This is a genomic window from Caballeronia sp. LZ003, assembly GCF_031451465.1.
Lineage (GTDB): Bacteria > Pseudomonadota > Gammaproteobacteria > Burkholderiales > Burkholderiaceae > Caballeronia.
In genome coordinates, this window is record NZ_JARUXJ010000003.1 from 759,243 (window position 1) to 785,535 (window position 26,293).

Sequence of the window (26,293 nt, forward strand, 5' to 3'; positions counted from 1 at the left end):
GCATGCGGTGTGCCGGCATAAAGCATTCAGCATGCAAAAGCCCAAGCAGGCCTCCAGCACTAACCGATAGCGACGATGCTCAATACCCCCACAGACCGACTCGTCAAGCCGATCCATCTGATGCCAGCGTCCGCGCGCGCCGGTCGCGCAGCGGCGCCGACCCCTTTGCAGATGCGTCTGCAACGCGAGCTGAAGGGTGATGTACTGTTCGATCGCGCGTCGCGTGGACGCTATGCAACCGACGCGTCGATCTATCAGATCATGCCGCAAGGTGTGGTCGTGCCGAGGGATCAGGAAGACTTGCGGCTTGCTTTGGAGATCGCGCGCGAGGCAAAGGCAAGCGTGCTCGCGCGCGGCGCCGGGACGAGTCAGTGCGGTCAGACGATAGGCGAGGCGCTCGTCATCGACACGAGCAAGTGGCTCAACAACATCGTGCACTTCGACAAGGACGCTCGAACGGTGACAGTCGAGCCGGGCGTCGTGCTCGATCACTTGAATGCATGGCTCAAGCCGCATGGCTTGTGGTTTCCTGTCGATGTCTCGACGAGCGCGCAATGCACGATCGGTGGCATGGCGGGCAATAACTCGTGCGGTTCGCGCTCCATGGCATACGGCATCATGGTGCATAACGTGCTCGCCATCGACGCGATTCTTGCTGACGGATACGAGGGCAGCTTCGGTAAGCTCTCGGCAATGAAGCTCGATGCCCGCATGCGTGAGCTCGTAGAAAGCGTGCGCGACGTTGCATTGCGCGAACGCGATGAGATGCGTGAACGCATACCCAAGGTTCTGCGCCGCGTGGCTGGTTATAACCTCGATCTGTTCGATTGCCAAAGCCCGTTGCCCTTCAGCGAAGACGGCGAGCCGAATCTGGCGAACCTGCTGGTGGGATCGGAAGGCACGCTTGCCTTTAGCCGGCAACTTACGTTGAAGCTCGCGCCTTTGCCCGAACACAAGACGCTTGGCGTGGTGAACTTTCCGAGCTTCTACGATGCAATGGAGATGACGCAACACATCGTCAAGCTCGGACCTGTTGCCGTGGAACTGGTCGATCGCACCATGATCGATCTAGCAATGTCGAATCAGGCGTTTCGCCCTGTCATCGAAAAGGCGCTGGTGGGTGAGCCGGAAGCAGTCTTGCTGGTCGAGTTCGCGGGCGCCGATCGCGCTGAACAAGTGACGAAACTTGCAAGCCTTGTCGATCTGATGAGCGATCTCGGCCTGCCCGATTCGGTCGTGCAGATGCCCGACGCCGGCCCGCAGAAAGCGCTGTGGGAAGTGCGTAAGGCCGGCCTCAACATCATGATGAGCATGAAGGGCGATGGCAAGCCCGTGTCCTTTATCGAAGACTGCGCGGTGCCGCTCGAACATCTGGCGCAATACACGAGCCGTCTTACCGATGTCTTCAGAAAGCATGGCACCGAAGGCACTTGGTATGCCCACGCGAGCGTCGGCACGTTGCATGTGCGTCCGATCCTCGATATGCGTCGCGATGGCGGATCAAAGATGCGAGCTATCGCCGAAGAAGCCGCTGCGATGGTGCGCGAATACAAAGGCGCATTCTCGGGCGAGCACGGCGATGGACTATGCCGTGGTGAATGGGTTGCGTGGCAATATGGGCCGCGCACCAACGAGGCGTTTCGCGAGATCAAGCAGCTCTTCGATCCGGACAATCGCCTGAGCCCGGACCGAATCGTGGCGCCCCCGAAAATGGACGATACGGTGAATTTCCGCTTTCCGCCGTCGTATCGTGAACGTGCATTCGAGCCGCAACTCGACTGGTCGGCTTGGAACGTGACGCGTGATCCGTTGACAGGCCTGGAGGGTGCGCCGGGCTCTGGCAATGATCTTTCGAACGGACTGGCCAAGGCAGTCGAGATGTGCAATAACAATGGCCATTGCCGCAAGTTCGATGCGGGAACCATGTGCCCGAGCTATCGCATTACGAAAGACGAGCAACATGTCACGCGTGGACGTGCCAACACTTTGCGTCTCGCGCTCTCGGGACAATTGGGTGAAGAGGGCCTTGCGAGTCAGGACGTGAAGGACGTGCTCGATCTGTGCGTGTCGTGCAAGGGCTGCAAACGCGATTGTCCGACAGGCGTCGATATGGCGCGCATCAAGATCGAAACGCGTGCTGCGCGCACCGCACGTCACGGTGTGAGCGTGCGTGAACGTCTTGTCGCTTATCTGCCGCGTTATGCGCCCTATGCAAGCCGCTGGCCGTTCATGAGCGGCGCTATCGAAGCGCGTATGCCGGTCTTGGCGCGCTGGCTAAAGACAAAACTCGGCCTGGCGCCGCAACGCGCATTTCCCCGTTTTGAAAAAGCCTTTCTGTCGGATGCGTCGACGACAATAGTTGCAAATGCAACTAAGGAGGTTTTGCTCTTCGTCGATACCTTCAACAACTACATGGAGCCGGCCAATGCGCGTGCCGCACAGCGCGTGCTCGAGGCGGCGGGCTACACGGTTCATCTCAATACGAAAGCGGGAGAACGGCCGTTGTGTTGCGGACGGACGTTTCTTTCCGCCGGGCTCGTCGACGAAGCCAAGACTGAAGCACGGCGCACGCTCGATACGCTTCTGCCATATGTCGAACGCGGCGTGGCAATTGTCGGCCTCGAGCCTTCGTGTCTTCTCTCGCTGCGCGACGAGTTCCTCGGCTACGGCTACGGCGATGCCGCGCGCAAGCTCGCGGAGGCATCCTTTCTCTTCGAGGAATTTTTGGTTCGCGAGCGCGTTGCGGGACGACTCGATATCGACCTCAAGCCGCTAGATCACAGTCGCGCGTTGCTGCATGGCCATTGCCATCAAAAGGCATTCGATGCCGTGCGTCCGGTCGAAACCGTGCTCAAGTGGATTCCCGGTCTGGAAGTGAAGACGATCGAATCGTCATGCTGCGGCATGGCGGGCAGCTTCGGTTACGAAGCGGAGCATTACGAAGCCTCGCAGGCGATGGCGGAACTGTCGCTGCCGGCGGTACGCAAGGCAAGAGATGCACGCGATGCCGTGATCGTCGCGGATGGCACGAGCTGCCGTCATCAGATCGCGGATGGTGCACAGACCGAAGCGTTGCACGTGGCGCGGGTGCTTGCCAATGCGCTTGCATGAGGTCGCCTGAGCCCGCAAAACGACGTGCATATGAGTTGAACCATCGACAACATGACAACGGGCCATCGACGACCCGCGAAAGGAGACACGCAATGACAACGCCGCGTAAGCCACGCATCCGACGGTTCCATGACCGCACGGAATAACACGCTCATGGCGTATCCGTTCGCCATCGATCGAAGCAGTTCATAGACGTACCGAGATCAGATTTGCAGGCCACGTTCAAGGGCATCTGGCATCGTGCCACACGCCTCGGACACGCTCGCCACTACTCAAGGAGACGATGATGTTCCGTCGAGCCACCACACGCGTGCTGTTGCTGCTATGCGCGATGTATTTCATCACCTATATCGACCGTGTCAATGTAAGCACCGCGGCAAGCCAGTTCGGCGCCGAACTGGGCTTGTCGCACACGCAGGTAGGCTTCGTGTTTTCGGCATTCGCCTATCCGTATCTCGTGTTTCAGATCATCGGCGGATGGGTGGGCGACCGCTTCGGTCCGCGCCGCACGCTCACGCTCTGCGCGATCATCTGGGCGGGAGCGACAGTGCTCACCGGCTTGTCCGGCGGCTTTCTTTCGCTGATCGTCGCGCGCGTGCTGCTCGGCCTCGGCGAAGGCGCGACCTTTCCCACCGCAACGCGTGCCATGTCCAACTGGATGCCGGCCGATCAGCGCGGGTTTGCACAAGGTATTACGCATGCAGCATCACGCATTGGTAATGCAGTCGCGCCGCCATTGATCGTGTGGCTCATGGTCGCGACCAGCTGGCGCGGCGCGTTCATCATCACGGGGATCATCAGCTTCATCTGGGCGCTCGTGTGGGTCTTCTACTTCCGCGATAATCCGCGCGATCATCCGCGTATCACCGAAGGGGAGTGTGCGACGCTTTCGAGCTATTCCGGCGTGAAACAGCGCTCGCCGGTGCCGTGGCGCATTCTGCTCGGCCGCATGGCACCCGTGACCGCCGTCTACTTTTGCTATGGATGGGTGCTCTGGCTCTTCCTTGGCTGGATTCCGCAATACTTCCTGCACAGCTATCACATGCAACTCGGCAAGTCGGCGCTATTCGCGTCAGGCGTGTTCTTTGCGGGCGTGCTGGGCGACTGGCTCGGCGGCTCTCTCACGGACCGTATCCTTCGCAAGAGCGGCAACGTGCGCATGGCTCGTAACGTGATGGTCGGCGTCTGCATGCTGCTCACGCTTCTTTCGCTTGCGCCGATCATGCTTGTGTCCGACATCTCGATCACGCTTGCCGCGGTCTGCCTCTCGGCCGGCTTCTTCTTCAATGAGATGACGATCGGTCCAATGTGGTCCGTGCCGATGGACATCGCGCCGAAGCACTCGGGAACTGCATCCGGCATTATGAATTCAGGTTCGGCGCTCGCGGCGATCATCAGTCCGGTGGTGGGCGGCTGGCTGATCGACCGCACCGGCAACTGGAATCTGCCGTTCACCGTGTCGATGATTCTGATGGCGGCGGGCATCATCCTCTCGTTCACGATGCGTCCGGACCGAGCGCTCGAAGTCGACGAGGAGAAGCCGGGCACAACACCGGCGCGAAAGTACGTTTGAGCGCGCCGGGCCGACCTTGTAAGTGAAACCTGGTGCCGTGCGCATTCACGGTGGCCGGGTTTCGCGTTTGCATGTTTCGAAGCGGCAGAAGGCGGGTGTGTACTGCTTGCATGCAATATGCAAAGCACCGTCGGGCGCTATCATGCATTTTGTCTACCAATCCGGCCGATCACCGCATGACGTTCGCTCCTCCTCCCGCTGCCCGTCCGGGCGATACGCTCGACGCCGTTGCCACGCCGTCGTTGCTTCTCGACCTGGATGCTTTCGACGTCAATCTCGCCGCCATGGCGGCGTTTGCAAAACAGAAGGGTGTCGCGCTCCGACCGCATGCGAAGGCGCATAAATCGAGCGTCATTGCCCGCAAGCAGATCGAGGCGGGTGCCGTTGGCGTATGCTGCCAGAAGCTCTCCGAGGCTTATCCCTTCGCGGCGGCGGGCGTTCGAAGCATTCATATCAGCAACGAATTCGTGGGCGCCGACAAACTGGCGATGGCAGTGGAACTCGCCGCGCATGTACGGCTTTCCGTTTGCGTCGACGCGTTGCCGCAAGTCGCAGCGCTCGGCGATGCCGCCGCACGCGCGGGCGTCGAGATCGACGTGCTGCCGGAAGTCGATGCAGGCCAGCATCGGTGCGGCGTCACCAATGAAGATGCCCTTCTCGCGCTCATCGACGCGATTCATGCGCAAGCCGCGCTGTGCTTCACTGGCATTCAGGCATACCACGGCGGCGCTCAGCACATTGTGCAGTGGAGCGCCCGCAAGGAAGAAGCGCAGCGCGCCGCCGAGCGCACGGCAGCCTATGTTCATGCCATCGAAGCGCGCGGAATCGCATGCGGCATCGTGACCGGCGGAGGCACCGGTACAGTCGAGTTCGACGCGGCCAGCGGCGTCTATACCGAAGTGCAGCCCGGTTCCTACCTCTTCATCGACGGGGATTATGGGCGCCTCGATTGGGACGGCGCACTTCGCTGGCGGCATGCATTATTCATTTTGTCGACCATCATGAGCGCGACGCGGCCCGGCATGGCTGTCTGCGATGTCGGCCTGAAGGGGCTGGCGGTCGATTCTGGCTTACCGCGCAGCGTGCGTTGGTTGCATGCATCGGACGATGCACCCGCTTTGGCATACACATCGGCCAACGACGAGCACGGCATGCTGGAAGCCGGCACGACTGTGAACATAAGCGATGCTATCGGCGCGCGTCTGCTTCTGCCGCCCGGCCATTGCGATCCCACCGTGAACCTCTACGATCAATACGTGTGCTATCGCGGTGATCGCGTCGTCGACCTGTGGCCGGTGGATGCCCGCGGCCTTTCGCGCTAAGCCGGCGCGGACGGCGCGGCGGGATAGATGGCCGAGATCAACGCATCGACATCCGACACGATCAGCTTGATGACGAACTGCGCGACATCGTGCGAGCCTTCGCTTCTCATGCACGCGTCCTTCAGCGACTCCAACGTTGCACGCACGTGGTCGAGTTCGGCGTCATCCCGATGCACGTTGCCGAGCACTTGCGCGAGCTTGTCGAAGAGGGTCTGCAGCGCGGCAGCGCTTTCTTGCAGATGATCGCTTCGTGCCGCTTGCGGGTCACGCGAGACTGCCTTGGCGAGAAAGAGGGTGTCGCTGTGCAGTCGCCGCAGAAAGGGCGCGGCCTTGTCGATGGCATCCGCGCGGCGGCTTTGCAGGGGCACGATGATGTGCTCGCGCTCCGCTTCCTCGAGGGCATCGTCGAGCGCTTGCTGCGCCTGAGCGCTCTTCTTTTCGAGCTGCGCCGCTCGGGCTTCATGGTCGTCTGCGTCGTCGGAAAGATGCAAGGCGACTAACTGGCCAAGACACCTCAGCGTGTCGGCCACGCAGCGATGCGCGGTCGTAAGCGAGCGGTTCGGCAAGATAGCCGCGACGATGAACGCGGACGCCGCGCCGATGAGAATCTCCAGCACGCGATGCAGCGGCCGCTGAAACAAGGGCCCGCCGCCTGTCGGAATCAGCACGACAATGACAAGCGTGATGCATGCAAGCCGCAACGCGGGCCGCGCCGCAGCAAGCGCGGCGAGCGGCACGAGTTCGATCGCGAATACGGCGAGCGGCGCGGCGCCATGCTCGATGGCGATGAGCCCGATCACCCCCGCCACCGCGCCGATGCAAGCGCCGACGATCTGATCGCGCGCGGCTCCCAGCGCCTGCGTGAGGCTGGGCTGAGTGACCACGACGAGCGTGGTGATGAGCGCCCAATAACCTTCGGGAAGCGCGATCAGTTTTGCGGCGCCGTAACTAATCGCGCAGCCCAGGAGCGTACGTGCAAGCCGGCGCCCCTCGGGGACGCTGAACATGCCGCGAGGTCCGCGACGGATGAAGGTCAACGCGTTCATGCGGTCCCTGGACGACGATATTTTGTATGCATTATGCCAATGGAGCGCGACTGGTCGATTGATCTCGAGAGAGGATTCGAGCGCGTCAGCCGCCGCCCGCTGCGCTATTTTCGTGGACAGCCCGGTTCCGGCCTGCGCGTTTCGCACGGTAGAGCGCCGCATCCGCGTTGTTCAGCAACTTGAGCGCGTCATCGCTATGACGCGGATGGGCCGTCGCGCAGCCAATGCTCACGGTAAGGAAGCCTCTCGGCGAACCGCTGTTCGGAATCTCGAGCGCTTCGACCATCATCCGAAGACGTTCAGCAAAAGTCACTGCGCCTTCCTCCGCCGCTGAAGGCAGCACGATCACGAATTCCTCACCGCCGTAGCGCGCGACGATATCGCCCGGTCGCTTGACTGAATGCTGTATGCAATCGGCCACGGCGACGAGCGCATCGTCGCCCATCGCATGACCGTAGGTGTCGTTGTAGAGCTTGAAGTGGTCGACATCGACGAACAATGCGGAAAGCGGCTGATCCGCGCGCCGCGCACGTCGCCATTCCTCGTCGAGACGGCGATCCAACGCACGCCGGTTAGCGAGACCGGTGAGTGAATCGGTCCCTGCGAGCCTTTGCAACTTTTCCTGAGCGATGGCGCGCGAACGCAGCGAGATTGCAAGCAGCCACGACAGAACGATGAAGCCAGCGCCGAACATGAGAGTCAGGCCGCCGATCATCGTGCTGCGTTCGCGCCAGCCTTGAAGTACATCATCTTCCGCAGGCGCGACCGCTGCGATGAGTTGCGTGCCCGGCACATGCGCAAAGGTATAGATGCGGCGCACGCCGTCCAGGGGCGAAGTCGAAATATAAGAGCCGTTGAGTTGATCCGTCATCGACGAAAAGGTAGGCGAGCGAACCACGGTGCTGGAGGCGCCAGCGGGCAAGGGAGGCTTGCGGGCAAGCATCAGGCCGTCTGGCTGCACGATGAAAACGGAGCCCGCTCGGCCGACATTGACGCGCGAGAGTAATGCCTTGAGATAGTCGATATTGAGCGCGATCACCGCCACGCCCGCAAACGAGCCATCCGGTGCGTTAATGCGGCGGCTTAGCGCGAGCGAATATGCGCCGTTGCGCAAGCGCGATTGATACGGCTTTGAAATATAGAGCCCGACGTCGGCTCTTGCTGCGTGCGCCGTGAAATAGTCGCGGTCTTTAAAGCGCAATTCGTTAGGAACGGATGCATCGCGCTCGACTACGATACGTCCTTGCCCGTCCATCACGAATGCGCCGCCTATGTAATTCGTTGCGGTTGCGCCATCGAATAGGACGAGCTTGCGCAAGTCGTCGGACAAGGCCATCACGGCCGGATTTTCCATTCCACTTACGATGGTGCGCAACGAAAGATCGATGGATTCGATATTGCGTGAAATATCGGCAGTGAGCGTCGCAACAACATTGGCGGACGCCTCATGTGCGTTCTGCAACGCCTGCGCACGGCCTTGCCAAAGCGCGGCAAAGGAAAGCACCGCCATGGAAATAGCGATAGCCGTGCCGATTAGGCCGGCAAGCAAGGGAAAGCGCGAGAAGGCATCTGCCACGCGCATCGTGGCGGTGCTATTGCGTCGGACTAGCCGACGCCGGACCACACGGCCCGTTTTGCGCACGACGTCGAATCTCGGGGACATTCATCTCTCCGCGTGAGACACGCTTCGCTCAGGCGACGCCATTAGCACGACGCTGCAAGCGTGAAACTTTCGAAAACCCCACAAAAACAGGGTTCAAATGCGCGCTTGGAGAGCGGCGCGCTCGTCAACAGGATTGTAATCGGAAGAAGAAATTCGCTTAAGCTTTACCGCCGCGCTTAATAACGCGCTTGCGAATCTCTGAATCGAGTATGAGCCTGCCGCGAATTTTGCCCTTCATGCGTTTGACGTAGCGCGGCGCTTCCGTCATGTGTATCACCATCAGTTCGCGTACTTTTTCAGCGTCGCGCGCACGTGCTGCTTCGGTGATGGCCTTGTGAATCTTGACGTTTGCACGGCCGAAACGTTCGTGCTCCGCTTGCGGTGTATCGTTTCGAAATTCGATCAGTTGCCGGATCATCTCGTTGATCAGCTCGCAGCTAAACCGCAAGAACGGATTGGGATTGGCCGCAGCGAGAATGTCGTGGAAATTCACGTCTTCCTGACGTTGCCTGACAATATCCCGGCTCTCGTGCGCGCAAGCGGGTTCGTCGCAACTCGCTATATTTTCTTCGAGCGCGGCCAAATCCTCTTCCGTCAAATGCGGCACTGCCCCTGCAGCAAGTTCGGGTTCGAGTAACTGACGCACCGTATAGATGTCGTCGATGCTTACGTCCTTAAAGAACAAATAATTTTGCAAGAGCTGAAGGGTTCTATCTAGCGGCACTTCAACGATGGTGCCGCCGCCCGAAGGACCGGTCGTGACCTTGATAAGCCCTTGCACTTCCAGAGACTTGAGCGCTTCGCGAATCGTGCTCTTGCTAACGGAAAACAACTGCTGCAACTCGACTTCGCGCGGCAGCTTGTCGCCCGGCTTGAGATCTTTTTCCGTAATGAGCCGTTTGATTTCCTCAGCGACGAGGTCTGCGCGCTTGGGCTGCTTGATGGGCTTGGCAAGCGGCTGCCTTGAGACTTCCTGTTGAGTCGGGTCGACTCCGGCCGCCGCGCTGGCGCGCTTAGCACGGTCCATCACCATATCGATGCTCCTTTACACACCCCGGAATATTGCCTTATTGACACCCGAATTTATTGTACCTAGCATCGGATTCGTTCTATTTATCATGATAAATAGGATGAAGCTAAACCGACGCATGAACGTACCACGAAAAAAACGCAAGGTGGCCGCGCAGGTCTTCTTCTCAAGGAGCGTCAATTTTGAATCGCCGAAATATGTTGAAGCTGGCCGCGCTGTCGGCCGTTCCCGGATCGTTTGAGGCGCTCATGTCGCGCAGCGCGCTCGCTCAAGGTTCGCCGATTCAGTTTGCCTGCCCGGTGCCGATGTCCGGACCCTTTGCGGCAAACGGCAAATACGCCGATCTCGGCATGAAGCTCGCGATCGAACAGTATGGCAAGGTGCTCGGTCAGCCGCTCGCATATACCACGCTCGATACCGAAGGCAAGCCCGCGACCGCGGTGCGTCGCGTTCAGGAAATAGCCCAACAGAAAAACGCGCGCTATTTTGCAGGCGGCATTCTTTCGTCCGAAGCGCTTGCAATGGGTAAGGAAGTGGAGAAGGCCGGCGGCGTTTTCATCACTACGGCGGGCGCCGACGAGCTCACGGGGAAAGACTGCAATAGCGCGACGTTTCGGTGGTCGGTGCCGACCTTCGGCGCAATAGAGCAGACGGTTCGACCGCTCATTCAGACGTTCCCCAAGGCCAAGCGTTGGTACACCATCACGCCACAATACGTCTTTGGCGATGGTCTTTTATCCGCTGCTAAAGCCATCTTCAAGGAAAAGGGCATCGAGCATGTGGGCAACAGCTATCACTCGCTAAACGAAAAAGAATTCAGCGGATATCTGACCAACGCTGTCGCGGCCAAGCCGGACGTCCTGCTTATTCTGAACTTTGGCTCACAGTCGTCGGATACGTTGCGACAAGCCGTGAGCTTCGGCATGAAGAACAACTGCACGATTCTCATGGCCTGGGCGTCCGGTCTGGAGCAGTTCGAAGCGCTGGGTCCGGACATCTGCGAAGGGGTGTATTTCGGCGCGCAGTACTGGCACGCAATTGATTCCCCGCTCAATCAGGATCTCGTCAAGCGCGCCAATGCGGCCTTCAAGGCGAACCCGAACTACAGTCTTGCGGGATCGTATATCTGTACCAAGATTTTGCTGGACGGCATCGTGAAGGCAGGTACGGCAGACCCCAAGAAAGTCATCGCGACGCTGGAAGGAATGAAGTATTCAGGTCTGACGGGCCCTGAGGAAATCCGCGCAGGCGACCATCAGGTGCTCAAGAATTATTATTTGCTCAAGGGTAAGCCAAAGAGCAAGATGAAAGACAAGGACGACTACGCCGATATCGTCAGTTCAGGACAATCGTTCCTTCCGCTCGACAAGACGCAATGCAAGATGGCTTGACAATGCTTAGGCACAAGCTGGAAGCGAATGCGCCTGAAGCGCGTTCGCGCCGTTTCTCTTTTGAGCCAAGGCCATGAACGTTTATCTGTTGCAGGTCGTGAACGGCATCGGCGTGGGGATGCTGTATTTTCTGCTTGCGGTCGGCTTGTCGATCGTATTCGGGCTCCTGCGCTTCGTGAATTTCGCGCACGGCGCGTTCTACCTTCTTGGTGCGTATTTTTGCTATCAGGCGATGCAGTGGTCAATGAGCTTCTGGATGGCGCTCATCGTCGTGCCGGTTGTAGTAGGCGTGCTTGCGTGGATAGTAGAAAAGATGGTATTGCGGCACGTCTATGCGCAGCAGCACGAGTTTCATATTCTCGCGACAGTGGGCCTCGCACTCGTGCTGCAGGAGTGCGCAATCATCCTATGGGGACCGCTCGGCGACAACGTAGCGGTGCCGGATGTGCTGAATGGCGTCGTGATCTGGGGCAGCTTCGTCTATCCGAAATACCGCCTTTTCGTGATCGGATTCACGGCTGTGCTCGCGGCCATTCTCTGGTGGGTACTCGAAGGCACGCGGCTCGGTAGCGCCGTTCGCGCGGGCAGTGAATCCAGTGAGATGGTGTCCTTGCTCGGTATCAATGTGACGCGGGTCTTCAGTCTCGTGTTCGCGCTCGGCGCGGGCACGGCAGCGCTTGCAGGCGTCCTTGCCGCACCCATACGCGGCGTCGATCCATTCATGGGTATCGAAGCTTTGGGCGTGGCCTTCGTGGTTGTCGTGGTGGGCGGCATGGGTAATTTCCTTGGCGCGCTTGTTGGCGGCTTGTTGGTCGGTATTGTTCAGAGCGTGATGAGCACGTTATGGCCCGAAGGCGCGCGGCTCATGATCTATGTCGCGATGGCCGCTGTCCTATTGCTGCGTCCGAATGGATTGCTCGGGAGGGCAGTTTGATTTCCAAACAGGATTCGAACGCGCTGGACGTCGACGCGCCGCAAAGCTCGTCGCCCCGGCAAGCGCTTCATCGCTATCGCTTCTTGCTCCTTGCCTTATTGGTCGTTTGCATATTGCCCATGACGATACGTTCGGGTTCGCTTGCGACCGAAGTACTTGTCTGCGCGCTTGCGGCCTTGGGGTGCAATCTGCTCCTGGGACACACAGGGTTGCTCTCTTTTGGACAAGGCATTTTCTTTGGACTAGGCAGCTATAGCGCGGGTCTCATCCTGACGAAATTCGGTCTACAGGCTCCCGTCGCCTTATTAGGGGCGGTGCTTGCCGGAGCGGTTGCCGCAGCCATCGTCGGATGGTTTTCCATCCGTCAGCGCGGTGCCTATTTCGTGATGTTGACGCTCGCATTCGGCCAGATGTTTTACTTTCTCGCCTACACGACGCCCGATCTAACTGGCGGTGACAACGGTCTTCTCGATATCCCCCGTCCCGCTTTGTCCATCTTCGGCAAGACGCTCTTTTCGATAACCTCACCCTGGCAGTATTACGCGTTCGTGGCGGTGCTTTTCTTGCTCGCATTCTGGCTGATGATGCGTGTCTCGCATTCGATATTCGGTCGCACATTGCTGGCTATTCGCGACAACGAAGCCCGAGCGGCCGCGGTTGGGTACGACGTCAGGCGCTTCAAGCTCGCGGCCTTTGTCATCTCCGGTGCGGTCACGGGTTTGGCGGGCGCGCTGCACGCCATGATGACCGGTATCGCGCCGCTGTCTAACATCGACTATCACACGAGCGAGATGATTCTCGTGATGACGGTGATCGGCGGTACGGGCAATCTGTTCTCATCGATTCTCGGTGCGGCCTTCTATGTGCTGTTCGCTGATTGGTTGAGCACGCTTTGGCCGCGCTGGCTGCTCCTGCTTGGGCTCGTGTTGATCGCTGTAAGTCTTTTCATGCAGCGTGGCTTGTGGGGCCTTGGCGAACGCGTCTGGCGCGCCGTCAGGCGCAATCAGGGAGAGGCAACATGAGCACGGCCCTTCTCGAAGCAAGGAATGTCGTCAAGCGTTATGGGAAATTCGCCGCCTTGACCGAGGTGAACTTGCGTATAGCGAGCCATACGGTCCATTCGGTCATCGGTCCGAATGGCGCGGGCAAGACAACGCTATTCCACGTGCTCACGGGCACCGTGCCCATCACGGCAGGCAATATCATGTTCGACGGACACGATGTCACACATGAGCCCGATCATCGGCGCGTGAAGCGTGGCATCGCGCGATCGTTCCAGGTAACGAGTCTCTTCGCCAATCTGACCGTGCGCGAAAATCTTCGCCTCGCGGCTCAAGGCGTGGACGCAAAGCGCGCGCTCAATGCGTGGACGCCGCCGCGTGGTGCGCTTGAGCATCGCGAGACAGTGGATGCCGTGCTTGAGCGCCTTTCTTTGCAACGTTTCGCGTCGACGTTCGCAAGCGCGCTTTCGCATGGTCAGCAGCGGCGACTTGAAGTAGGCATGGCGCTCGCGGCTCGTCCTAAGGCAATTTTTCTCGATGAGCCGACTTCCGGGATGGGAATCGACGATCTCGACGACATGAAGCAACTGATCCGCAGTTTGCGCGACGACTATACCGTCGTTCTCATCGAGCACAACATGGATATCGTGATGGATATCTCCGACACGATCACGGTCATGCAGCAGGGGCGGGTACTGGTCGAAGGCAAGCCTGGCGATATTCGCGGCGACGAGCGCGTGCGTACCGCATATCTCGGCAACATGATTACCGGAGGCCGTGCCTGATGCTCGAAGCACAGAATATCCACGGATACTATGGGAAAAGTCACGTCTTGCAAGGCGTGACGCTTAGCGTTCGGGACGGCGAGACTGTCACTTTGCTTGGCCGCAATGGCGCGGGAAAGTCGACGACGTTAAAGAGTATTGCCGGCGTCGTAACCCCGCAACAGGGCAGTGTGAAATTCAAAGGCATTGAAGTAGCGAAAATGCAGCCGCACAAGATTGCCGCGCGCGGGATATGTTTTGTTCCGGAGCATCGCGGTATCTTCAAGCTGCTTTCAGTGGAAGAGAATCTTCGTCTTGGCGCCCGTAAGCAATCGCCTTGGCAGTTGACGGACATCTATCGCATCTTTCCTCGTCTGAAGGAACGCCGCACGAATGGCGGTGGTCAACTGTCGGGTGGTGAGCAGCAGATGCTGGCGATCGGCCGTGCGCTCATGAATCATCCGCGGCTTCTGATGCTCGATGAACCCGTGGAAGGCCTTGCACCCGTGATCGTCGAAGAGATCGTGGCGCAACTCAAGCTGATTCGAGAAGCGGGCGTGGCAATCCTGCTGGTCGAACAGAATCTCGAGGTCTGTACTCAGCTTGCGGATCGACATTACATCATCGAGCAAGGCCGTATCGTGTACGAAGCCAGCAACGACGTCTTCATTTCCGACGACTCCGTTAAAGACCGCTATCTAGGTGTCGGCGTCGTTTGAGTGCATCGAAGGCTGACAATTTTCATCTGCAACTATCGAAGGAATTCCGATGCAAGTGCTCGATCTGCCAGCGCATGCTGGCTTGCGCGTCGACGGCGCGCGACTTTGGAACAGCCTGATGGAACTCGCGCGCATCGGCGCGACGCATAAAGGTGGCGTGTGTCGCCTGGCGCTAACCGGACTCGACAAGAAGGGGCGCGATCTCTTCGTCGCTTGGGCGAAGGGAGTTGGATGTACGGTGCGCATCGATGCAATCGGCAACATCTTCGCGCGTCGTGCGGGCTTGCGTGACGACTTGCCTCCTGTTATGACCGGCAGTCATATCGACACACAACCGACAGGCGGAAAGTTCGATGGCAACTATGGCGTACTCGCCGGCCTCGAAGTCCTGCGCACCTTGAACGACAACGATGTACGCACTGTCGCGCCGCTCGAAGTCGCGGTCTGGACCAATGAGGAAGGGTCGCGCTTCGTTCCAGTCATGATGGGCTCAGGCGTCTTTGCTGGCGCGTTCACGCTCGATTACGCGCTGATGCAAAAGGATCGCGAGGGCATCTCCGTGCGCGATGCGCTCGCGTCGATCGGTTATGAGGGTGAACACGTCGCGGCGCATCGCGTCGGTGCTTATTTCGAAGCGCATATCGAGCAAGGGCCAGTGCTCGAAGCGAATGACAAAGTGATTGGCGTGGTGCAGGGAGCGCTCGGTCAACGATGGTACGACGTGACCATTGAGGGGATGGAGGCGCATGCAGGACCTACGCCGATGGAACTGCGCCGTGACGCGTTGCTCGTGGCAGCCGATCTTATCCGCGAGGTCAATCGCATTGCGATCTCGCATGCTCCGCATGGACGCGGTACGGTCGGTTGGGTGGACGTACATCCGAATTCGCGCAATGTGATCCCGGGCCGTGTGAAGCTAACCGTCGACTTCCGCGCTGCCGACGACGCCACGCTCGATGAGATGGATGCCGCCCTGCGTGACATGTGCGCCAAGTCGTCGTTGCCTGTAGCGGTAGACGAAGTGGTCTACTTTGCACCGCAACCGTTCGATGCATCGCTGGTCGATTCGGTGCGTGACAGCGCCAACGCACTAGCCTATACGTCGATGGATGCGGTAAGCGGCGCGGGTCACGATGCAGTGTACCTTGCGCGCGTCGCGCCCGCTGCCATGATCTTCGTGCCGTGCAAGGATGGCATCAGCCACAATGAAATAGAGGATGCGCAGGCCGATCATCTCGAAGCAGGCTGTAACGTGCTGCTTCAAGTCATGCTGCGTGCCGCAAATGCACCGGCTCAAGAAGGAGCGTAAGCATGAAAATTCTGATCGCCCGGATGAATCATGAGACCAATACTTTCTCGCCTGTGGCGACACCGCTCGAAGCATTCGGGCACGACGGCCCTTGCTATAACGAAGCCGCATATCAGAAAAACGCGGGTATGCGCACCGCGATGTCTGCTTTCATCGACGCCGCTGAACGCGTAGAAGCGGAGATCGTCACGCCTATCTCCGCATCGGCGAATCCTAGCGGCCCGGTCGCCGCAGCAGCTTACGACGCGATATGCGCATCTATCGTCCAAGCCGCGCAAGGATGCGACGCAGTGATGCTCGACCTGCACGGCGCCATGGTTGCGGAAAATTCGCCGGACGGCGAAGGCGATTTGCTCGAACGTGTACGCAAGGCGGTGCCGCACGCGCCCATTGCGGTCTCGCTCGATCTGCACGCGAACGTCACGCAGAAGATCATCGACAATGCAAATGTGATCGTGAGCTTCAAGACCTATCCGCACGTGGATATGTATGAAAGCGGCGAGCACGCGGCCCGCCTGCTTTTCAATCTCATCGATGAAAAGGTGACCCCGGTCATCGCGTGGGCGCAACCGCCGCTCCTCACGCATACGTTGAGAAGCGCGACGGCAAGCGGTGCGATGAAGCGCGCCATCGAAGCGGCACGCGCAGCGGAGGGAGAGGAAGGAGTGCTCGCAGTCTCGGTGCTGTCGGGCTTTTCTCTCGCGGATATCGCGTCGCCTTGCATTAGCGTAGTCGTGGTTACAAATGGCGACATCGACAAAGCGCAAAAAGTCGCGAACCAGATCGCGCAGCAGATCTGGAATGAACGCGAGGCCTTCGTTTATCGCAGCGCACCGCTTGCAGCATCTATCGCGGAAGGCGTGAAGCTGGCGCAAGAAGCCGACAAGCCCGTCTTGCTGCTCGATCACGGCGACAATTGCATGTCGGGCGGCACGTGCGACACCACCGACGCATTCGAAGAAGCCCTTGTACAAGGGCTCGATGGCATCGTCGTCGGCCCGCTATGCGACCCGCAAGCAGTGGCAACCTTATTCGATGCTGGCATCGGCGCGACGGTCACAGTCGGCATAGGCAACAAGCTCCCGAGCGTCGCATCGCGCGGCAAGCCTCCGCTCGAGGTGACAGGCGTGGTGCGTGCCCTGACGAATGGCGAGTACATCATCAGCGGTCCGACTTATACCGGCCAACGCGCTTATATGGGCCGCGCCGCCGTCATCGAGACACCGGCCGCGCGGATTCTTGTCACCGAACGCACGCATGAGCCTTGGGATCTCGGTGTATTCGAGAGCGTCGGTATCGATCCGCGCGGTGCGCGCTTTCTTATCCTCAAGTCGCGCATGTATTGCCGGCCGGTGTTCGTGCCGATTGCCGGTGGTCTGGTGGAGTGCGACAGCCGGGGCGTCACGAGCTCGGACTATGAGCTCTTCTCGTTCAGCAATCTCAAGCGGCCGGTTTATCCATTGGATTCGAACGCGACGTTCGTCGCTTGAGCGTTATTTCACGAGATTGAGCCGCTTGGTGACGATGGTTCCTGTCTTTCGATCGATGAGCCAGACGGCATCGACGCGACCATGCAGCGTGGATGTCCTACGCGTGATGTCGGTCGGCTCTTCGTCCGTGGGGTCGTTATGCTCGACGCGGTCGATCAGATACGGCGGCTCTAGCGTGCAGATCAGCAGAATCGCAAAGTCGCCGTCGCCGTGCGTCTTATCGAAGTCGGCCAGGATTGCACCGCCGCGCACGTTCGTTCTTGCGCGGCCTTCAACGCCAAGCTGTATCACGTCGAAAGTCTGGACGAAGCCCTTGGCCTTGGCCTCGGGCGCCACGACCAGTTTGCGACCGCTCTGGCCCTTCACCGTCTCCTTGAGCAGGATGGCGTCCGGTTGCGTGGGCGCGGCAAGGGAGACGTTCACACTAAGCAGCTTCTTTTTCGTCTGGTATCGGACGCCGTAAGACGCTGGAATAACGAATGCAAAAGTGGGATCGGCTTGCGCATTTGCCTGTGCTTGCGCCGCTGTCTGCGTCGCGGATGCGGATTGCGTGGACTTGCGCAAGCGTTGCAGCGGACGGTCCAGAAAGCCGCGCAGGCGGCTAGTAATGGAAGGCGGCTGGCTGGCCGACGGCTTGCCGCTAAGCGCGTCTCTGACGTGTTGAGGATCGTCGCCGGTGAAGTCGGCAGGGAGTGCGTCCGCCGACAAAATGCCCGCGCCGCTCGCAACGCCTGCATCGGCCGAAGCACTCCACGCGCAAGGTGCATGCAAAATAATGAATACACTTAGCAGCATGCCAGCCGCGCCGATAGCCGTCTTACTCTTTCTCTTCGATAAAAGCACTTCGCTTCCTCTGGCGCACGCGCTGAGTCTGATGAAGCGGCTATCTTAAAATAAAAGCCGCGCAGCTTCACATTCGCGCGGCCGCCGCATGCTCCCGCTCGCTCTTCGCCTTGCGGCTCAACATTAGCGTGATGACCGCCGACATGGCGAGCGTCGCGCCCACGACGTACAGGCCCGCGGCATAGCTACCGGTTGAATTCTTTAGCCAGCCGATGGCGAACGGTCCCACGAAGCCACCCAAGTTGCCGATGGAGTTGATCATCGCAATGCCTGCCGCCGCGCCTGCACCGGAGAGGAACATGCTCGGCATGGCCCAGAGCGGAGCCTTGGCGGCGCTGATGCCCACGTTGACCACGATGAGCGCGAGTACGATAAAGAGCGCCGTCGTCGCCTGACCTGCAAAGAAGAAGCCGACGCAAGCCAGCGCACATGGAATGACCACGTGCCACGTGCGTTCCTGCGTGCGGTCCGAATGCCGGGCCCACAGGATCATCGCGATGACGGCGATCACGCTCGGAATGCCGTTGATGAGCCCCGTCTCCAGCGCGCTGAAACCGTACTGACGGATGATGAGCGGCGCCCACAATCCGAGCGTATAAAGACCCGCCGACGTGCCGAAATAAATGAGCGCTAGCGCCAGCACACGCGGATCGCGTAATGCATTCAAAGCGCCTTCCGTATGCCCCGCATTCGCTTGCTTCGCGTCGGCTTCGCTTTTCAGCCTTGCAATGAGCCATTCGCGCTCTTCGCTCGCGAGCCAATGTGCCTGGGCGGGCGTGTCGGTCAGATATTTGAGGACGACGAAGCCGAGCACGATAGCCGGAATCGCTTCGATGATGTAGAGCAACTGCCAGTCTGCGAGCCCGAAGATCGGCGGCATCTGCATGATCGCGCCAGACAACGGCGAGCCGATGGCGGTCGAGATCGGCGCGGCTGCCATGAACCATGCGGCGGCCACGGCGCGCTGCTTGGCCGGAAACCAGAGGCTGAGATAAAGAATCACGCCGGGGAAGAATCCGGCCTCCGCGACGCCGAGCAGGAAGCGCAGGACGTAGAAGCTCGTCGGACCTGCCACGAATGCGGATGCAACGGAGACGATGCCCCACGTGACCATCACGCGTGCAATCCAGATGCGCGCGCCGACTTTATGCAAGATTAGATTCGACGGAACTTCGAACAGAAAGTAGCCGATGAAAAACAATCCGCCGCCCAGTCCGAAGGCGGTGGGCGAGAGGCCGATGGCCTTGTTCATCGTCATGGCGGCAAAACCGACGTTGACGCGGTCGAGAAAGCTGATGAAGTAAAGCAGCATCACGAACGGAATGATGCGCAATGCCAGCTTGCGATTGACGCGGGCTTCCACGCCGGACTCGGATGGGGTATGCATGTGTCTCCTCCTTGGGAGGCGAGCGGTGCTCTTCTAAGGAACGGTGCGGAAAGACTCAGGCGTTAGGCGCGAGCGTCCTGTTGCCGCGATGTGCGTTGCATCGCGGTCAAGCGCCCCGGCACGCGGCCGGGGTCCATCGCATACAAAATGCGGATTCAGGCGGCTGCGGCTTCCACGCGTTCGACAAACGCGCACACGGCAGCCGTCACTTGCGCTGTCGTCGCCTTGCCGCCGAGATCGCCGGTATGCAGCGATTCATCGGCTGTCACGGCTTCGACGGCATCCATGACACGCTTGGCGGCTTCCGTTTCGCCCAGATGTTCGAGCAACATGACGAGCGACCAGAAAGTGCCGATCGGGTTGGCAAGCCCCTTGCCCATGATGTCGAAAGCGGAACCGTGGATCGGCTCGAACATCGACGGATAGCGGCGTTCCGGGTCGATGTTGCCGGTCGGTGCAATGCCGAGGCTGCCCGCGAGCGCGGCGGCCAGGTCGCTCAGGATGTCGGCATGCAGATTGGTCGCGACGATCGTATCGAGCGTGGCGGGACGGTTGACCATGCGCGCGGTGGCGGCATCGACCAGTTCCTTGTCCCACTTCACGTCCGGGAATTCCTTTGAAATCTGCAGCGCGATTTCGTCCCACATCACCATGGCATGGCGCTGCGCATTGCTCTTGGTGATGACCGTAAGCAGTTTGCGCGGACGCGACTGCGCGAGTTTGAATGCAAAACGCATAATGCGTTCGACACCGGCACGCGTGAGGATGGAGACGTCGGTTGCCGCCTCGATCGGATGACCCTGATGCACGCGGCCACCCACACCCGCATATTCGCCCTCGGAATTCTCGCGCACGATCACCCAATTGAGGTCCTCGGGCTTGCAACGCTTGAGCGGCCCGTCAATGCCGGGAAGAATGCGCGTCGGGCGCACGTTGGCGTATTGATCGAAGCCCTGGCAGATCTTCAGGCGCAGGCCCCACAGCGTGATGTGATCGGGCACGCCGGGGTCGCCTGCCGAACCGAAGAGAATTGCGTCCTTGTCGCGGATGGCATCGAGGCCATCGGCGGGCATCATCGAACCGTGCTGACGGTAATAGTCCGCGCCCCAGTCGAAGCTCTCGAATTCGAATGCAAAATTACGCGACGTCTTTGCAAGCGCTTCGAGCACTTGCTGGCCAGCGGGGATGACTTCCTTGCCGATGCCGTCGCCGGGGATGGTTGCGATGCGATAAGTTTTCATGTCTCCGTTCCTCGATGTGGGTGTGTGAGCTCACTCTACCCAACTTAAGGATAAGAAACCGGTGCTAAACTCAAAGCATCTTTAACTTTGATTCAAAAGTGAGGGCGCATGGCCGAGACCGTTCAGCCGGCCGATCTGAGCTTTTTCTCGACGCTCGCGACATCGGGCAGCCTGAGCGCAGCGGCGCGGGAACTGGGCCTCACGGCAGCGGCAGTAAGCAAGCGCCTGACACAAATGGAGGCGCGGGCAGGCGTGCCACTCGTCAATCGCACGACGCGCCGCATGATGCTCACGCCAGAGGGCGAGCTTTATCTGGAGCGTGCGCGGCGCATTCTCGACGAAATCGACGAACTTGCGGAGCTGCTTGGCAGCGCGAAGAAGAGTCCAAAGGGTCTGCTTCGCGTGAATGCGACGCTCGGCTTCGGGCGCAGTCATGTGGCGCCCGCCATTTCTCGATTCGTTGCGCGGCACCGCCAAGTGTCGGTGCAATTGCAGTTGTCGGTCGCGCCGCCGCCGCTCACGGACGACACATTCGACGTTTGCATTCGCTTTGGCGAGCCACCGGATACGCGTGTAGTCGCGCGGCGTCTCGCGTCGAATCGTCGGCTGCTATGCGCGGCGCCGGGCTATATCGCCACGCACGGTTTGCCTGCGACGCCGCACGATCTCACGCGGCATAACTGCATCGGCATCCGGCAGGGCGACGAAGCGTACGGCGTTTGGCGGCTGACGAGCGTGCGGGGTGCTGCGCAGAAGACGGAGGCGGTGCGCATCAAGGGCAATCTCACGACCAACGATGGCGAAATCGCCGTCAAATGGGCGCTCGAAGGACACGGCATTCTGATGCGAGCTGAATGGGACATTGCAGACTATCTGGCGGATGGCCGGCTCGTCGCCGTATTGCCCGATTACGAGACGCCCAATGCGGACATCTACGCCGTGTACTCCGGACGGCATCAGATGTCCGCGCGCATAAGGGCTTTCGTCGATTTCATTGCGCTCGATCTCAAGCATGCGCGCGGCACTTGAATTTCCGACTATCGTTAAATGCATGGCATTTTGTAGTCGGCATACCGCATGCAAAATTCCGTCGACCCAGTAAAGGCAATGAAAGCGGGCGGCCTGTGGGCGCTATACTGGTTGCCTGTCCATTGCATGACGACCCACGACCGGATAGCCGTCCTCAAGCGGCTCCAAGGTCACCCGCGGCGCGACTCCAGATAAATTGGCTGAACACGATTTAGACAAACTCAAGATCGACCGCAGTTCCGCTGCCGTCGTCCCGCGACGCAGGCGTCCGTGGCTTCGCTATGTGCTCGTCGCAGCGATCATTCTCGTACTCGTGGGCATCGGCTTGCGTTTTGCCGGGCCGCAAACGGTAGAGACCGCTACGGTCACGTCGGTTTATCCATCGCAAAGCTATACGCTTCTCAACGCGACCGGCTACGTCGTGCCGCAACGCAAGGCGGCGGTCGCATCGAAGGGACAGGGCCGCGTGGAATGGCTTGGTGTACTCGAAGGTACGCCTGTAAAGGAAGGCCAGGTGATTGCGCGGCTCGAACGCGATGATGTGTCCGCTTCGCTTGCACAAGCCGAGGCGCAAGTTAAAGTTGCTCAAGCCAACCTCGAGTTGCAACGCGCCGAGTTGAGGGACGCAGAGATCAGTCTCAAGCGCTCCGATATCCTCGCTCCCCAAGGCGCGATTCCCGCGTCTCAGCACGACAGCGACCGCGCCCGCTTCGACAAAGCCAAGGCAGCCGTGAATAGCGACGCAGCCACGATCGTGTCGGCACAAGCCAATGCGCTCGCGGCGCGCGTAGCCGTCGACCAGACCATCATTCGTGCGCCTTTCGATGGCGTCGTGCTCGAAAAGCATGCGAACGTGGGCGATAACATCACGCCGTTCTCGTCGGCATCGGACAGCAAGGGTGCGGTCGTGACGATTGCGGACATGAAGACGCTCGAAGTCGAGGCGGATGTCGCGGAGTCGAACATTGGCAAGATCATGGTCGATCAACCATGCGAAATGCAGCTCGACGCGCTGCCCGATGTTCGCTTCTCGGGACGTGTATCGCGCATCGTGCCAACGGTCGATCGTTCGAAGGCCACGGTCCTCGTGAAAGTGCGCTTCGTCGAACACGATCCACGCGTGCTGCCCGACATGAGCGCGAAGGTCGCGTTCCTTTCGAAGCCCGTACCGCCCGAACAGAAGAAGGCGCTGGTGGCCGTTCAGCCCGCAGCAGTGGTCACGCGCGATGGCAAGCAGGTCGTGTTCATCGTCGAGAACGACAAGGCGCTTCAGAGGCCCGTGACAACGGGCGAACATATCGGCGACCTGCTCGCGGTGCAAGGCGTCAAGCCAGGCGATACGCTGGTACTCGCGCCAAACGACAAGATCAAAGACGGCACCAGCGTTACGCTGGCGAAGAAGTAACGTGAGCACTGCACCTCTGGTCCAGATCAGTCACGTCGTGAAGTCATACCGGCGCGGCGTGCAGACGGTGCCCGTGCTGACCGACATCTCGTTGTCCATCGCCGAAGGGGACTTCGTCGCGTTGATGGGACCGTCCGGCTCGGGCAAGAGCACGTTGCTCAATCTGATCGCGGGCATCGACCGGCCGGACAGCGGCGAGCTTCTTGTCGGCGGGCTCGATATCACGCGTTTGCCGGAGTCCGCGCTTGCCGACTGGCGCGCGGCTCACGTTGGCTTCATCTTCCAGTTCTATAACCTGATGCCGGTGCTCACCGCATTCGAGAACGTCGAATTGCCGCTGATGCTCACGCGCCTCTCGCGCGCCGAACGGCGTGAACGTGTCGCGATGGTGCTGGACATGGTCAACATGAGCGAGCGCACGACTCACTATCCGTCGGAGCTATCCGGCGGCCAGCAGCAGCGCGTGGCGATTGCACGCGCCTTGATTACCGACCCGAAGCTGATCGTCGCCGATGAACCCACGGGCGATCTCGACCGCACCTCTGCGGCCGAAGTCCTAACGATGCTGCAACGCCTGAATGAACGCGTTGGCAAGACCATCATCATGGTCACGCACGACGCGCATGCCGCCAATGCCGCGAAGGCGCTGGTGCATCTTGAGAAGGGCGAGTTGATCGACGGCGCGGTGCGCTGAATCATGTTCGTCTTCAAGCTCATTCTGCGCAATGCCACGCGTCACAAGCTCCGCACGGCGCTGACCGTGCTGGGCCTCACGATTGCGGTGCTTGCATACGGCCTGCTGCATACGGTCGTTGATGCATGGTACGCGGGCGCGGCTGCGGCATCCAACGCGCGCCTGGTCACTCGCAATGCGATCTCGCTGGTGTTTCCGCTGCCTCTTGCATACGAGAATCGCATTCGCGGCGTGGATGGTGTGACGCTGGTTGCACGCTCGAACTGGTTCGGCGGCATCTATCGCGACCCCAAGAATTTTTTCGCGCAATTCGCGGTATCGGACAACTATCTGGATCTCTATCCCGAGTACATCGTCACGCCGCAAGCGCGCTCCGATTACCAGCGCGATCGCAAGGGCGTGCTCATCGGGCGACAGCTTGCGACGCAATACGGCTTCAAAGTGGGCGACGTCATTCCTCTCAAGGGGACGATCTATCCAGGAACGTGGGACTTCGTGGTGCGCGGCATCATGGAAGGGCGCGACGAATCGACCATCACGCGGCAACTCATCTTTCACTGGGAGTATCTCAACGAGACGATTCGCAAGACCACCAAGCGTCAAGTGGATCAGGTCGGCGTGTATGTCGTGGGCATCGGAAATCCGGATCAGGCGGCCACCGTAACGCGCAATGTCGATAACGTCTTCAAGAACTCGCTTGCGGAGACGCTTACCGAAACCGAGCAAGCGTTTCAGCTGGGCTTCGTCGCGATGTCTAATCAGATCATTGCGGCCATACGTGTCGTCTCTTACGTGGTGATTCTCATCATCATGGCCGTGATGGCCAATGCAATGGCCATGAGCGCACGCGAACGCACCGTCGAATACGCCACGCTCAAGGCGCTTGGATTTGGACCCACGTTTCTTAGCGTGCTCGTCTTCGGCGAGTCGCTGGCGATATGCACGATGGGCGGTGCAATCGGTATACTCGCGACACCGCCGGTCGCCGATTTCTTCAAGAATGCGACAGGTGGCGTGTTTCCGGTCTTTCGCGTCTCGCACGAAACGATGATGCTGCAAGCTGCCTGCGCGTTCGTCATCGCGCTGGCGGCGGCGATCGTACCGGCGGTGCAGGCGAGCCGCGTGCGGATCGTCGAAGGCTTGCGAGCGATCGGATAAGGCGAGCATATGGCCATTCCCGTTTCATACATCGCGCGCAATCTATGGGCTCGCCGTCTCACGACGATGTTGACCGCCGGCGGTCTCGCGCTCGTCGTCTTCGTGTTCTCGACCGTGCTCATGCTCGATGCGGGACTCAAGAAAACGCTCGTATCCACGGGCGAACGCGATAACGTCGTGGTCATTCGCAAAGGCGCGGAAACGGAGATTCAAAGCTCGATCGACCGCAGTCAGGCGAACGTGATGGAGATGCATCCGTCTGTCGCGATGAATGGCGAGGGTGAGCCCTTCGCATCCAAAGAGACCGTGGTGCTCATCTCGCTCTATAAGCTCGGTTCGAATACGCCAGCGAATGTGGTGATACGCGGCGTATCGCCGACTGGCGTCGAACTGCGGCCGCAAGTGAGGCTTACGGCGGGGCGCATGTTCAGTCACGGGTCATCGGAGATCATCGTCGGCAGCAGTATCGCCAAGGGCTTTGCGGGCACGCGCATTGGCGATCATTTGCGCTTCGCTCAGCGCGATTGGACCGTGGTGGGCCACTTCGATGCAGGCGGCAGCGGCTTCGATTCGGAGATATGGGGCGATGTCGATCAACTCATGCAGTCGTTTCGCCGCACGAGTTATTCGTCGATGGTCGTGAGGCTTGCCCGCAGCGATGCCTTCGACCGCTTTCGCGCGGATATCGACGTCGATCCTCGTCTTGCCGATGAAGCCAAGCGCGAGCAAGTGTTCTACGGCGATCAGTCGAAGGCGCTATCCACGTTCATCAATATTCTCGGCATCACGCTTTCGATTATCTTTTCGATAGCAGCGATGATCGGCGCGATGATCACCATGTATGCCTCGGTCGCGAACCGGGTCGCGGAGATTGGAACGCTTCGCGCGTTAGGTTTCAAGCGCTTCGATGTGTTGATTGCGTTTCTGCTCGAAGCGCTGCTTTTGGGACTTGCCGGTGGACTCGTCGGCCTCGGCTGCGCGGCACTCATGCAGTTCGCTTCGTTTTCGACGACCAATTTTCAGACGTTCGCGGACCTGTCGTTCCGGTTCGTGCTCACGCCATCGGTCGTTATTCAAACGGTTTTATTCTCGATGATCATGGGGTTCGTCGGTGGCTTTCTGCCTGCCGTACGTGCTGCGAGGCTGAGTATCGTCGATGCGCTGCGAGCCCGATAATCGCGAG

Annotated in this window: 21 protein-coding genes; 15 read left to right on the forward strand and 6 right to left on the reverse strand. The window is 59.8% G+C overall.

Annotated features, from left to right (window positions below):
* Window positions 1-75: 75 nt before the first annotated feature.
* From QCE79_RS21090 to QCE79_RS21100, 3 genes are all read left to right on the forward strand, one after another.
* Window positions 76-3,111: an FAD-binding and (Fe-S)-binding domain-containing protein gene (locus QCE79_RS21090; RefSeq protein ID WP_309847627.1), complete on the forward strand. Its 3,036-nt coding sequence runs from the start codon at window positions 76-78 to the stop codon at window positions 3,109-3,111.
* Window positions 3,112-3,394: 283 nt separating this feature from the next.
* On the forward strand, window positions 3,395-4,684 hold the full coding sequence (locus QCE79_RS21095; RefSeq protein ID WP_250510517.1) for an MFS transporter: 1,290 nt from the start codon (window positions 3,395-3,397) through the stop codon (window positions 4,682-4,684).
* Between the two features lie 176 nt (window positions 4,685-4,860).
* Window positions 4,861-6,006, forward strand: a complete 1,146-nt coding sequence (locus QCE79_RS21100; protein ID WP_309847630.1) for a DSD1 family PLP-dependent enzyme — start codon at window positions 4,861-4,863, stop codon at window positions 6,004-6,006.
* On the opposite strand, the gene QCE79_RS21105 is transcribed toward QCE79_RS21100, so the two are convergent.
* The 3 genes from QCE79_RS21105 to QCE79_RS21115 form a co-directional block, all read right to left on the reverse strand.
* Window positions 6,003-7,013, reverse strand: a complete 1,011-nt coding sequence (locus QCE79_RS21105; protein WP_309847633.1) for an FUSC family protein — start codon at window positions 7,011-7,013, stop codon at window positions 6,003-6,005. The two genes, QCE79_RS21100 and QCE79_RS21105, sit on opposite strands and share 4 nt — an antisense overlap.
* 124 nt (window positions 7,014-7,137) lie before the next feature.
* Window positions 7,138-8,715 carry a sensor domain-containing diguanylate cyclase gene (locus QCE79_RS21110; RefSeq protein ID WP_244831264.1) on the reverse strand — a complete coding sequence of 526 codons (1,578 nt, stop codon included), beginning with the start codon at window positions 8,713-8,715 and terminating at the stop codon, window positions 7,138-7,140.
* A gap of 157 nt (window positions 8,716-8,872) precedes the next feature.
* On the reverse strand, window positions 8,873-9,748 hold the full coding sequence (locus QCE79_RS21115) for a FadR/GntR family transcriptional regulator (protein WP_250467937.1): 876 nt from the start codon (window positions 9,746-9,748) through the stop codon (window positions 8,873-8,875).
* Between the two features lie 179 nt (window positions 9,749-9,927).
* Between QCE79_RS21115 and QCE79_RS21120 the strand changes: the two genes are divergently transcribed.
* The 7 genes from QCE79_RS21120 to QCE79_RS21150 all read left to right on the forward strand — a co-directional run bounded on the left by QCE79_RS21120 (window position 9,928) and on the right by QCE79_RS21150 (window position 17,353).
* On the forward strand, window positions 9,928-11,136 hold the full coding sequence (locus QCE79_RS21120; protein WP_250493982.1) for an ABC transporter substrate-binding protein: 1,209 nt from the start codon (window positions 9,928-9,930) through the stop codon (window positions 11,134-11,136).
* Window positions 11,137-11,209: 73 nt separating this feature from the next.
* Window positions 11,210-12,070: a branched-chain amino acid ABC transporter permease gene (locus tag QCE79_RS21125; RefSeq protein WP_309847638.1), complete on the forward strand. Its 861-nt coding sequence runs from the start codon at window positions 11,210-11,212 to the stop codon at window positions 12,068-12,070.
* A 23-nt stretch (window positions 12,071-12,093) separates the two neighbouring features.
* On the forward strand, window positions 12,094-13,092 hold the full coding sequence (locus tag QCE79_RS21130; RefSeq protein WP_309848254.1) for a branched-chain amino acid ABC transporter permease: 999 nt from the start codon (window positions 12,094-12,096) through the stop codon (window positions 13,090-13,092).
* Window positions 13,089-13,856 carry an ABC transporter ATP-binding protein gene (locus QCE79_RS21135; protein WP_309847641.1) on the forward strand — a complete coding sequence of 256 codons (768 nt, stop codon included), beginning with the start codon at window positions 13,089-13,091 and terminating at the stop codon, window positions 13,854-13,856. The genes QCE79_RS21130 and QCE79_RS21135 overlap by 4 nt, the downstream gene beginning before the upstream one ends.
* Entirely contained in the window at window positions 13,856-14,554 is a 699-nt protein-coding gene (locus QCE79_RS21140; RefSeq protein ID WP_404989395.1) for an ABC transporter ATP-binding protein, read from the forward strand. The genes QCE79_RS21135 and QCE79_RS21140 overlap by 1 nt, the downstream gene beginning before the upstream one ends.
* A 49-nt stretch (window positions 14,555-14,603) precedes the next feature.
* On the forward strand, window positions 14,604-15,863 hold the full coding sequence (locus QCE79_RS21145) for a Zn-dependent hydrolase (protein WP_250510524.1): 1,260 nt from the start codon (window positions 14,604-14,606) through the stop codon (window positions 15,861-15,863).
* A 2-nt stretch (window positions 15,864-15,865) separates the two neighbouring features.
* Window positions 15,866-17,353, forward strand: a complete 1,488-nt coding sequence (locus QCE79_RS21150; protein WP_309847646.1) for a M81 family metallopeptidase — start codon at window positions 15,866-15,868, stop codon at window positions 17,351-17,353.
* Window positions 17,354-17,356: 3 nt separating this feature from the next.
* On the opposite strand, the gene QCE79_RS21155 is transcribed toward QCE79_RS21150, so the two are convergent.
* The 3 genes from QCE79_RS21155 to QCE79_RS21165 all read right to left on the reverse strand — a co-directional run bounded on the left by QCE79_RS21155 (window position 17,357) and on the right by QCE79_RS21165 (window position 20,824).
* The gene (locus QCE79_RS21155) at window positions 17,357-18,148 is read right to left on the reverse strand and encodes a hypothetical protein (RefSeq protein WP_309847649.1); all 792 of its coding nucleotides are present in this window, start codon (window positions 18,146-18,148) and stop codon (window positions 17,357-17,359) included.
* 115 nt (window positions 18,149-18,263) lie between these two features.
* Window positions 18,264-19,583 (reverse strand): MFS transporter, encoded by a 1,320-nt coding sequence (locus QCE79_RS21160; RefSeq protein ID WP_250493986.1) that lies wholly within the window; start codon window positions 19,581-19,583, stop codon window positions 18,264-18,266.
* Between the two features lie 155 nt (window positions 19,584-19,738).
* Window positions 19,739-20,824, reverse strand: coding sequence for a tartrate dehydrogenase (locus QCE79_RS21165; protein WP_244831272.1), 1,086 nt, complete (start codon window positions 20,822-20,824; stop codon window positions 19,739-19,741).
* A gap of 108 nt (window positions 20,825-20,932) precedes the next feature.
* Between QCE79_RS21165 and QCE79_RS21170 the strand changes: the two genes are divergently transcribed.
* The 5 genes from QCE79_RS21170 to QCE79_RS21190 all read left to right on the forward strand — a co-directional run bounded on the left by QCE79_RS21170 (window position 20,933) and on the right by QCE79_RS21190 (window position 26,286).
* Complete coding sequence (locus QCE79_RS21170) at window positions 20,933-21,853, forward strand: LysR family transcriptional regulator (RefSeq protein ID WP_309847654.1); 921 nt, start codon at window positions 20,933-20,935, stop codon at window positions 21,851-21,853.
* Window positions 21,854-22,049: 196 nt separating this feature from the next.
* Window positions 22,050-23,258 (forward strand): efflux RND transporter periplasmic adaptor subunit, encoded by a 1,209-nt coding sequence (locus QCE79_RS21175; RefSeq protein WP_309847657.1) that lies wholly within the window; start codon window positions 22,050-22,052, stop codon window positions 23,256-23,258.
* A 1-nt stretch (window position 23,259) separates the two neighbouring features.
* A complete protein-coding gene (locus QCE79_RS21180) occupies window positions 23,260-23,952 on the forward strand; it encodes an ABC transporter ATP-binding protein (RefSeq protein ID WP_244831275.1) in 693 nt (230 codons plus the stop codon).
* A gap of 3 nt (window positions 23,953-23,955) precedes the next feature.
* Window positions 23,956-25,110: an FtsX-like permease family protein gene (locus QCE79_RS21185; protein WP_309847661.1), complete on the forward strand. Its 1,155-nt coding sequence runs from the start codon at window positions 23,956-23,958 to the stop codon at window positions 25,108-25,110.
* A 9-nt stretch (window positions 25,111-25,119) separates the two neighbouring features.
* Window positions 25,120-26,286 carry an ABC transporter permease gene (locus tag QCE79_RS21190; protein ID WP_244831277.1) on the forward strand — a complete coding sequence of 389 codons (1,167 nt, stop codon included), beginning with the start codon at window positions 25,120-25,122 and terminating at the stop codon, window positions 26,284-26,286.
* The last annotated feature ends 7 nt before the right edge of the window (window positions 26,287-26,293 follow it).

Excerpts from the sequence above, each read along its gene's own strand:
- QCE79_RS21090 (WP_309847627.1), top strand. The coding sequence starts at position 76 with ATGCTCAATACCCCCACAGACCGACTCGTCAAGCCGATCCATCTGATG.
- QCE79_RS21095 (WP_250510517.1), top strand. The coding sequence starts at position 3,395 with ATGATGTTCCGTCGAGCCACCACACGCGTGCTGTTGCTGCTATGCGCG.
- QCE79_RS21100 (WP_309847630.1), top strand. The coding sequence starts at position 4,861 with ATGACGTTCGCTCCTCCTCCCGCTGCCCGTCCGGGCGATACGCTCGAC.
- QCE79_RS21105 (WP_309847633.1), bottom strand. The coding sequence starts at position 7,013 with ATGTTCAGCGTCCCCGAGGGGCGCCGGCTTGCACGTACGCTCCTGGGC.
- QCE79_RS21110 (WP_244831264.1), bottom strand. The coding sequence starts at position 8,715 with ATGTCCCCGAGATTCGACGTCGTGCGCAAAACGGGCCGTGTGGTCCGG.
- QCE79_RS21115 (WP_250467937.1), bottom strand. The coding sequence starts at position 9,748 with ATGGTGATGGACCGTGCTAAGCGCGCCAGCGCGGCGGCCGGAGTCGAC.
- QCE79_RS21125 (WP_309847638.1), top strand. The coding sequence starts at position 11,210 with ATGAACGTTTATCTGTTGCAGGTCGTGAACGGCATCGGCGTGGGGATG.
- QCE79_RS21135 (WP_309847641.1), top strand. The coding sequence starts at position 13,089 with ATGAGCACGGCCCTTCTCGAAGCAAGGAATGTCGTCAAGCGTTATGGG.
- QCE79_RS21140 (WP_404989395.1), top strand. The coding sequence starts at position 13,856 with ATGCTCGAAGCACAGAATATCCACGGATACTATGGGAAAAGTCACGTC.
- QCE79_RS21145 (WP_250510524.1), top strand. The coding sequence starts at position 14,604 with ATGCAAGTGCTCGATCTGCCAGCGCATGCTGGCTTGCGCGTCGACGGC.
- QCE79_RS21150 (WP_309847646.1), top strand. The coding sequence starts at position 15,866 with ATGAAAATTCTGATCGCCCGGATGAATCATGAGACCAATACTTTCTCG.
- QCE79_RS21155 (WP_309847649.1), bottom strand. The coding sequence starts at position 18,148 with ATGCTGCTAAGTGTATTCATTATTTTGCATGCACCTTGCGCGTGGAGT.
- QCE79_RS21160 (WP_250493986.1), bottom strand. The coding sequence starts at position 19,583 with ATGCATACCCCATCCGAGTCCGGCGTGGAAGCCCGCGTCAATCGCAAG.
- QCE79_RS21165 (WP_244831272.1), bottom strand. The coding sequence starts at position 20,824 with ATGAAAACTTATCGCATCGCAACCATCCCCGGCGACGGCATCGGCAAG.
- QCE79_RS21170 (WP_309847654.1), top strand. The coding sequence starts at position 20,933 with ATGGCCGAGACCGTTCAGCCGGCCGATCTGAGCTTTTTCTCGACGCTC.
- QCE79_RS21185 (WP_309847661.1), top strand. The coding sequence starts at position 23,956 with ATGTTCGTCTTCAAGCTCATTCTGCGCAATGCCACGCGTCACAAGCTC.
- QCE79_RS21190 (WP_244831277.1), top strand. The coding sequence starts at position 25,120 with ATGGCCATTCCCGTTTCATACATCGCGCGCAATCTATGGGCTCGCCGT.